At 69.4% G+C, this 8,170-nt stretch carries 2 protein-coding genes and 1 pseudogene; 2 read left to right on the top strand and 1 reads right to left on the bottom strand.

From position 1 onward, the window contains the following. Positions 1-643: 643 nt before the first annotated feature. Positions 644-3,241, top strand: coding sequence for a rifamycin-inactivating phosphotransferase (gene rph, locus ACSNOC_RS17675; protein WP_436748430.1), 2,598 nt, complete (start codon positions 644-646; stop codon positions 3,239-3,241). Positions 3,242-3,317: 76 nt separating this feature from the next. On the opposite strand, the pseudogene ACSNOC_RS17670 reads toward rph, so the two are convergent. Continuing rightward, positions 3,318-4,336: pseudogene (locus tag ACSNOC_RS17670) on the bottom strand (IS630 family transposase). A 759-nt stretch (positions 4,337-5,095) separates the two neighbouring features. On the opposite strand from ACSNOC_RS17670, the gene ACSNOC_RS17665 reads away from it, so the two are divergent. Next, a complete protein-coding gene (locus tag ACSNOC_RS17665; protein WP_436748429.1) occupies positions 5,096-7,819 on the top strand; it encodes a hypothetical protein in 2,724 nt (907 codons plus the stop codon). The last annotated feature ends 351 nt before the right edge of the window (positions 7,820-8,170 follow it).

The raw sequence follows: 8,170 nt of genomic DNA, 5'->3' as shown, positions 1-8,170 counted from the left end.
GCCCTCCCCCGCTGACCGCTCCCCCGCTCATCGGCAACCGGGCCGACAGGAGGTGCCTCTCCAGGAACGCCGAGGTCCGGGACCACCCACATCCGCGACGTCTGCAAGGTCCCGAAAACGCCCGGTGGTCACGGGGTGGCGCGCACCGGCTAACAGGCACCGGTAGCCGGACAACCAGGACATCGCGCGCTCGATCACCCACCATGGGCGCCCAGCAGTTGGCGGGACTCGGCGTGGCCCCGCATCGGCCGTCCACCACCACGGCCGCGATCAGCCGCGGAGACATCCGGGAGATGGCGGCGCGCCACCGCGTCGCGAGAAGCGTGTCCGTTCCCTCGGACGCCAAAAAAGGCAAAGAGAACTCTCTCCTTGCCACTCTCAATGTATAGCCCGGTGGGGGGCTTGCGGCAAGGCCCGGGTCGCGGCGCAGAATCGTCGGCCGAGGCCACAACCTGCGGAAATGGGGGCGCGACGTGCGTGTGGTGATGTCGACGTACGGAGACGCGGTGACGGCCGACTCGTCGGGCGGAAGGCAACCGGGGATGAGGACCTGCCCGGCCAGAGGTTCGACAGGTCCGGAGGCGCCGGTGATTCGATCGGCCGGTGCGGCGCAAGCGAGCACGGCTGCCTCGGAGGTGTCGCGATGATCAAGCGGTACGTGGTGGGTCTTCACGAGGTGGACGAGACGCAGGTCGCGGTCGTCGGCGGCAAGGGCGCGCACCTGGGTGGGCTGTCGCGGATCGAAGGCATCCGCGTGCCGGGGGGCTTTTGCGTGACGACGGACGCCTTCCGGCGGATCATGGCGGGGGCCCCGTCGATCAACGATCGGCTCGATGAGCTGTCCCGCTTGAACCCGGACGACCGGGCGGCGATCCGTGCGCTCAGCGCGCAGATCCGCCGGACCATCGAAGGGATTGCCCTCCCGGACGATCTCGCGGCGGCGATCATCCGCGCGCTCGCCGAGTTCGGCGAGCAAGACGCCTACGCCGTCCGGTCCAGCGCGACGGCGGAGGACCTGCCGACGGCCTCCTTCGCCGGCCAGCAGGACACGTACCTGAACGTCGTGGGGCCGAAGGCGATCCTCCGGCACGTCAGCCGGTGCTGGGCCTCGCTGTTCACCGAACGGGCCGTGACCTACCGCCTGCGCAACGGCATCGACCACCGCACGGTCCACATGGCCGTGGTCGTGCAGCAGATGGTCTTCCCGCACGCGGCCGGCATCCTGTTCACGGCCGACCCCGTCACGGGCAACCGGAAGGTCGCCACCGTGGACGCCGGCTTCGGCCTCGGTGAGGCACTGGTCTCCGGCCTGGTGAACCCGGACGTCTTCACGGTGCGAGGCGGCGAAGTCGTCGCCAGGGCGATCGCCGCCAAACAGCGTGCCGTTCACGCCCTGCCGACCGGCGGTACGCGGGAAGTGGCGATCGACGCGCAGCGGCAGGAGCGGCCGGCGCTGACGGACGCGCAGGTCGTGCGGCTCGTGCGGATCGGACGGCGGATCGAAGCGCACTTCGGCTGCCCGCAGGACATCGAATGGTGCCTGGTGGACGATGGTTTCCGGATCGTTCAGAGCCGGCCGATCACGACGCTGTTCCCCATCCCCGAGACCGGCGACCAGGAGAAGCACGTCTACGTCTCCGTCGGCCATCAGCAGATGATGACCGACCCCATGAGGCCGCTGGGGCTCTCCGTGTGGCAGCTGACGGCCATGGCACCGATGCGGGAGGCCGGCGGGAGGCTGTTCGTCGATGTCACCCGGCGCCTTGCCACGCCCGCCGGCCGCACCGCCCTCCTGGACGTCATCGGGAGAGGCGATCCACTGGTCAGGGACGCGCTGGAGACCGTCCTCGCCCGCGACGATGTCGTCCCATCGCTCGGGGACACAGGTCCCGGCGGGCCGCCCGCCGGCGGCGCGTCCGCCCCGATCGAGACCGATCCGGCCATCGTCACCGAACTGATCAAGCGCAGCCAGGCGTCCATCGCCACCCTGGAACGCGACATCCGGACGAAGACCGGACCGGCGCTGTTCGACTTCCTGCGGGAAGCCTTCGAGGAGCACAAGCGAGTTCTCGGTGATCCGCTGAGCATGCAGGTGATCACGGCGGGGATGGAGGCCACGTGGTGGCTCAATGACAAGCTGCAAGAGTGGCTGGGCGAGAAGAACGCGGCTGACACGCTCACACTGTCCGCCCCCGGCAACATCACGTCGAAGATGGGACTGGCGCTGCTCGACGTCGCGGATGTGATCCGCCCGCATCCGGAGGTGGTGGCGTTCCTGCGGGGCGTCGAGGACGAGGGCTTCCTGGACGAGCTGGCGAAGCTCACGGGCGGGACCGAAGCGCGCGACGCCATAGCGGCCTACCTCGACCGGTACGGCATGCGCTGCGCCGGCGAGATCGACATCACGAGGCCACGGTGGCGCGAGCGCCCCACCACGCTCGTGCCCGTGATCCTCGACAACGTCAGGAACTTCGAGCCGGGCGCTGCCGGGCGACGCTTCGAGCAAGGGCGGCAGAAGGCGCGGCAGAAGGAACAGGACGTGCTGTCACGCTTGCGGGCCCTGCCGGACGGGGACCGGAAAGCCGACGAGGCCAAGCGGATGATCGACCGGGTCAGAACCTTCATCGGGTACCGGGAGTATCCGAAGTACGGCATCGTCAGCCGCTACTTCATCTACAAGCGGGCCCTGCTGGAGGAGGCCGAGCGCCTCGTGCGGACCAACGTGCTTCCCGAGAAGGAGGACATCTTCTACCTCACGTTCCAGGAACTCCACGACGTCGTGCGCTCGAACCAGGTGGACAACCAGCTCATCCAGCAGCGCAAGGACGCGTTCCGGTCGTACCACGCGCTCACACCGCCCCGGGTACTCACCTCGGACGGTGAGGCCGTCAACGGGGCGTACCGGCGCGACGACGTGCCGCCCGGCGCCATGACCGGCCTACCGGTTTCCGCCGGGACCGTCGAGGGAAGAGCCCGCGTCATCCTCGACATGGCAGAGGCCGATCTCGAAGCGGGCGACATCCTGGTCACGACCTTCACGGACCCCAGCTGGTCGCCGCTGTTCGTCGGAATCGCGGGCCTGGTGACGGAGGTGGGCGGCCTGATGACCCATGGCGCGGTGATCGCCCGGGAGTACGGCTTGCCGGCCGTCGTGGGCGTGGAGCAGGCCACCCGGCGGCTCCGGGACGGGCAGCGGATCCGCGTGCACGGAACCGACGGGTACGTCGAGATCCTGCCGTGAAACCGACCACACAGAGAAGCCCCATCCGTAGCTACTCGATCACCTACCTGACCGCGCCCCTCGTGAAAGTCCGCGGCTAGTGTCCTGAGTCGCTGATTCGTGTGCAGTCGGCGGTGAGGGTGCCCAGGGATCTCGTCGGCGGTCTTGGTCCACACGAACGGCTTGGGGTGCTTGTCCTCTTCGTTGATCCAGCCGACGGATGTCGCGTTCCAGCTCGGTGACGCTGCGGAGGGCTGAGCGGCGGAGCTTGCGGGGCGTCAGTTCGGCGAGTGGCGCAGCAGCCACTTCCTGACCGCCTCCGTCTTGTGGATGGCGTAGTTGCCAGGATCAGGCGGGAGGTCCAGGTGCCGGGGTACGGCGGCATCGATGAGCTTGAGGAAGCGCAGGAACCCTCGGTGCCGGTGGCGGCGGTAGTGCTGGGCGATGACCGCGGCGAACAGGCTGGTGGTGCCGTGGCGGACGTAGTCCTGCGTCATCCGGGCCGGCGGTGGTGGGTGCCGGCGGCAGGACAGGCTGCGTGCGGTCCAGGGCCTGCATCCGCGACTTCTCATCCACCGCCGGCACCGGGGCGCTGCCGGGCGGGGAGCGGTAGATGCCCACCACGTCGCGCACCTTGCTCACGACCTGCGGGTCGTGGACGGCTTCCAGGTCTGCACGATGTGGGGCTTGAGCCCGAAGCCCGCCCGGTCCGGGAAACGGCCGACTGCGCCATTCCGGCCGCGGCAGCCATCGACCGCGTCGACCAGTGCCTGTCGACCAGTGGGTGTCGCCCTTCGGCGGCGCCAGGTCCAGCGTCCTGGCGATCACCGCCTCGACCTGCTCATCGGTGATCCTCCGCGGTGTCCCCGGGCGTGGCTGATCCACCAGTCCCTCCAGCCGGTGTGTCACGAACCGGGACCGCCACTTACGCACCGTCTCCCGCGAGAAGGCCAACATCTCCGCGACCTGCGAGTTCGTCCCACCCTCCGCACACGCCGGCGCGACCTTCGATCGCAGCACCAGTGCCTGAGTCGCGGTCCGCTGCCGCGCCCAGCCCCGCAGCACCCGGCGCTCCTGGTCGCACAGTTCCAGCGGCAACGGCTTCCGGCTCGGCATCCACCCGCCTTGACAACTGCCAAGAAACTTCCGACTCAGCCAGCCGGAAACCTCTGCCTCGATAAGAAACCCGCCCTGCGCACTCGCCCTCGACCCCGACGAGACAACAACCCTGCTCCGGCAAGCCGCAGAGGAAATGCGATGACCAACACCCCGAGGCAGCAGGCATCCTGGTGAACCACTGATTCGACGGTCAGGGCCGACCGGGTTGCTTCGGGACCGTGGATTCTGCCCCAGCACTCCGAGGCACTCCCGAACTGGGCCTTAGTCACTCCCATGACTGCTGCCTCACCCGGAAAAGGACGACCACTGCTCGGACGAAGAGGACAGCGTCGACTCGATCTCGCAGCTGACCCGGGCCCGACTCACCTTCCTCGTCGTCGAACGTCATCGCACCTCGTTGCGGCCAGCCGGCTAGAGCCCTTTCCCCGACATCAGACAGCGCAGTCGGGCCAGGGCATCCCGTTCGGCCGCCGCGGCGATCAGATGCGCGCCTCTCGCGGTCCAACGGCGTCTTACGTCCCTGACTCCAGGATCATCACCGTGCGACGGGAACGGGGCTCAGGGGAACAAACGGCGACTGGACGGAAAAGCCCTCAAGGCGTTCCGTCGACAACTACTCTGGGGGATCAGGTCACTTCATGCTGTTCAAGCAGCACACACGCCGGTCGGTAGGTTCTGCCCCCGACACGCCGTCGGACGGCCGAGACCCCCCGGATGGCGCAGGCACGTCCCGGAACCGAGGCAGGGGGAATCACGGTGACAGATACCGCACGGCATGACGACTGGCACGACGACTGGGACGCCTTCACCGAGGCATTCCGGCATGCGATCGCGCCGATCGGCAGTAATGGCAAGCCCGACCGGCAGGCGAAGTCCACCGAGGTGCTGCCGCCCGTCGTGCTGCTGTCCGAGGGAGGCCGTCAGCACGCCGTGCGCAAGCTCGACGCATGCGTGCCCCGAGTCGACATCCGGGACCCGCACACGGAGCTGATCCGCCCCGTGGACACCGACCCGGCGGAGGGCATCGCACCGCTCTGCGGCGAGATCAACTTAGCCGGCCTGCGGCAGCGGGCGCCTCGGAAGACGGGGCGGCTGAAGCTGACGAACTTCGCGCTGATGCGCGACGTGGTGGCGTGGCTCCAGCAGCAGGAGGATCCGAACCAGCCGCCTCCGGACGCCGATGCGGCGACGCCCCCCGAGATCCGCTTACGGAATCACTGCTATGTCCTGGCTCAGGGGCCCGGCCGGCGCTTGTTGTCCTGGCTGGGCGGGACGGTGGAGGCACCGGGCGGGTTCGCCGCCTGGTGGTCCAGGGTGGCCGGCCCGGTTTTCCACCAGTTTCCCCGCTGGCTGTGGGCACGTCGCTGCACCCGTCGGCTGATGCGCTCACGGCGTACGGGCTGGTTCGCGAACCTGATCCACGGCGGCCCGCTGGCCGGCGGTGACTTCTTCGAGGACGTCCACGACCGGGTGGCACGCCTGGTCGGTGGGAACGACAGGCGATCCCCCGAACGACGCGAGCGTGACCTGGAGCAGATGCTGCTGCGTGCCCTGCTGACGGACATCGCGCGGTGGGGGCGGGCAGGCAGGCTCTCACCATGGCGCCGCAGAAGGGTGACCCGCTTCCTCATCCTCGTCCGTCTGCCGGACGGGGAGGGAGGGAAGCGCGGAGCGCGCTTCCTGGAGGAGTACGCGAAAGCTGTGACGGCGACCCGCTGCGGGGCGGTGCTGCTCGCGGCCGACGCCCCGGTCGGGATCCCCGTCGCGGGCCAGGACGCCACGCTCACCAGCGCGGCGGCGAGGCTCCGTTCCCCGGACGGCTCGGGCAACGCCGCGGCCCCGCTGCTCGTGCGGCTGCCAGGAGAGCTGCCAACCGACGAACTCAAGCAGGCCCGCCCCACGCAAAGGTTCTGGGTCGGCCCGGTCACCGAGATGACCGCATGGTGCACGGCGCTGGCGGCAGTGGCGGCATTGGCCATCTGGTCCATCGACCCGCTTCCCGAGGACACCACCTGCCTGGACGCCTCCCCGGACCAGGGACTCGCGCCCGGCTCGAACCAGGAGGCACCGCCGCTCGACGAGGCGTACGACGACGCACGGCGCCTGATCACCGAGCAGAACGAGGACGCCGACCGGGCGGAGCAGGAGGGCGCGACCGTCAGGACGGTCGCCTACATCGGGGCGGGTGCCACCGGGAGCGAAGACGAGCTGGCGCAGCGCTCCGACGGCGCCGTGCCCGAGTTACGGGGCATCGCCCTGGCTCAGCAGGACATCAACGACGTCGCGGCGCGCAACGACGACAGGATCTGGCTGCGCGTCGAGCTCTACGACCAAGCGGCGGAGCGGTACGAGGACGCTGTACGCGTCGCGGAAAGGGTCGTGCGGGACGCCGAAGCGTTGGCGCCCGAGATCATCGGAGTGGTGGGCTTCACCCAGAGCCGGACGGAGACGCAGGACGCCGTGAGCGACCTGACCGACGCCGGGCTTCCCGTCATCACGACGTCGGCCACAGCGGACGAGATGAACCCGGGCCGGTACTTCCACGCGGTGGCGCCGCCGAACAGCCGGGAGGCCGAGGTCGTCAGCCAGTTCGCGCGGCGCGTGAACATCGTCCGGGAGACTCCGGACCGGGGCGAAGGGGCCCCGGATGGATGTGTTCCGGCCGAAGCGGCCGTGGTGGTGCAGGACCCCGAGGACGTCTACAGCGACAGTATCGGGGACCTCTTCGCCGACGAGTTCACCGAGGGGCTCGCCGAAGACGTGGTCCTCCAGGTGCTGCACACCCCGGGCGGCCCGCCCGCGCCCGAGCCCGCCGACGAGTCCGTCTCGGTGGCGAACACCCCTGACGAGATCGCCGACGCGGTGTGCGAGGCGGTCACGCGCGAGCCGCACACGGTCGTGTACTGGGCGGCCCGGTCCGTGGAGTTCCAGGCATTCCTCGACGCGTACCAGGTCTCCAGCGATTGCACGGATGACTCCCTGACCGTGCTCGGGGGCAACGAATTGACCAACGCGGTGCTGTCCGGGTCGTACGACACTCCCTCCTGGCTCCGCCTCTACCACACCGCTCACGTGCTGCCCGTCGGCCATGCGGCACTCAGCGACGCGGCGGTCGACTTCAACGAGGAGTACGCCGCCGCGTTCGGAGACCACGACCTGTGGCGCAACGACGGCCACGCCGCCCTCGCGCATGACGCGATGCAACTCCTGGCCGAGGCGGCCAGCGATGCGTACCAGACGGTCGGCGACGAGCTCAACGCCAAGAACGTGCAGCTGATCCTCGACGAAGGCGTCGAGAGGCAGGGCGCGAGCGGCTACCTGACGTTCGGCGAGCACGAGGCGTACGCGACCGACAAGCCCGTCATCGTTCTCCACCACACCGACAGCGGCTCCGGCCCCGTCCTCTACTGCGGCCGATTCACTCGGAACGAGGATGAATCCGCCGGTAGCTGGGGGGCGAACGAGGAGATCTGTCCGTAGGCCGGGTATCCGGTCAGTCCCGTCCCCGGACCACACCCCGCACAACTCTTCGCGATGGGCCGGACCCCTCTGACGGCCGCGTGACTCGTGATCCGGTCGCGGCCAGTCCTGGGCCGGGGCAGGCAGCCGGTCGAGGCGTCTCCCTCGCCGACCGGGAGCAAAGCGGAAGGAAGGGGTCTGGCTCACCGTCCGCAGGATGCCGGCGCCGGTCGCGGGGGCGGCCGAGCGGGTAGGCCGCGATCGAGGACGTGCCGAATCGACCGCTTCGGACACCGCAGCTGAACGCCTGACGCACCCCGACGGCTGCCCGACAACGGTCGAGGAGAAGGCCAGGCCGTCACTGACCTGCCC

Source organism: Streptomyces sp. URMC 129 (assembly GCF_051386415.1).
GTDB lineage: Bacteria > Actinomycetota > Actinomycetes > Streptomycetales > Streptomycetaceae > Streptomyces.
This window is presented reverse-complemented; position numbering and strand designations above follow the sequence as displayed.

Bases quoted from the DNA above. Each gene is read 5' to 3' on its own strand.
- rph (WP_436748430.1), top strand. From the start codon at position 644: ATGATCAAGCGGTACGTGGTGGGTCTTCACGAGGTGGACGAGACGCAG.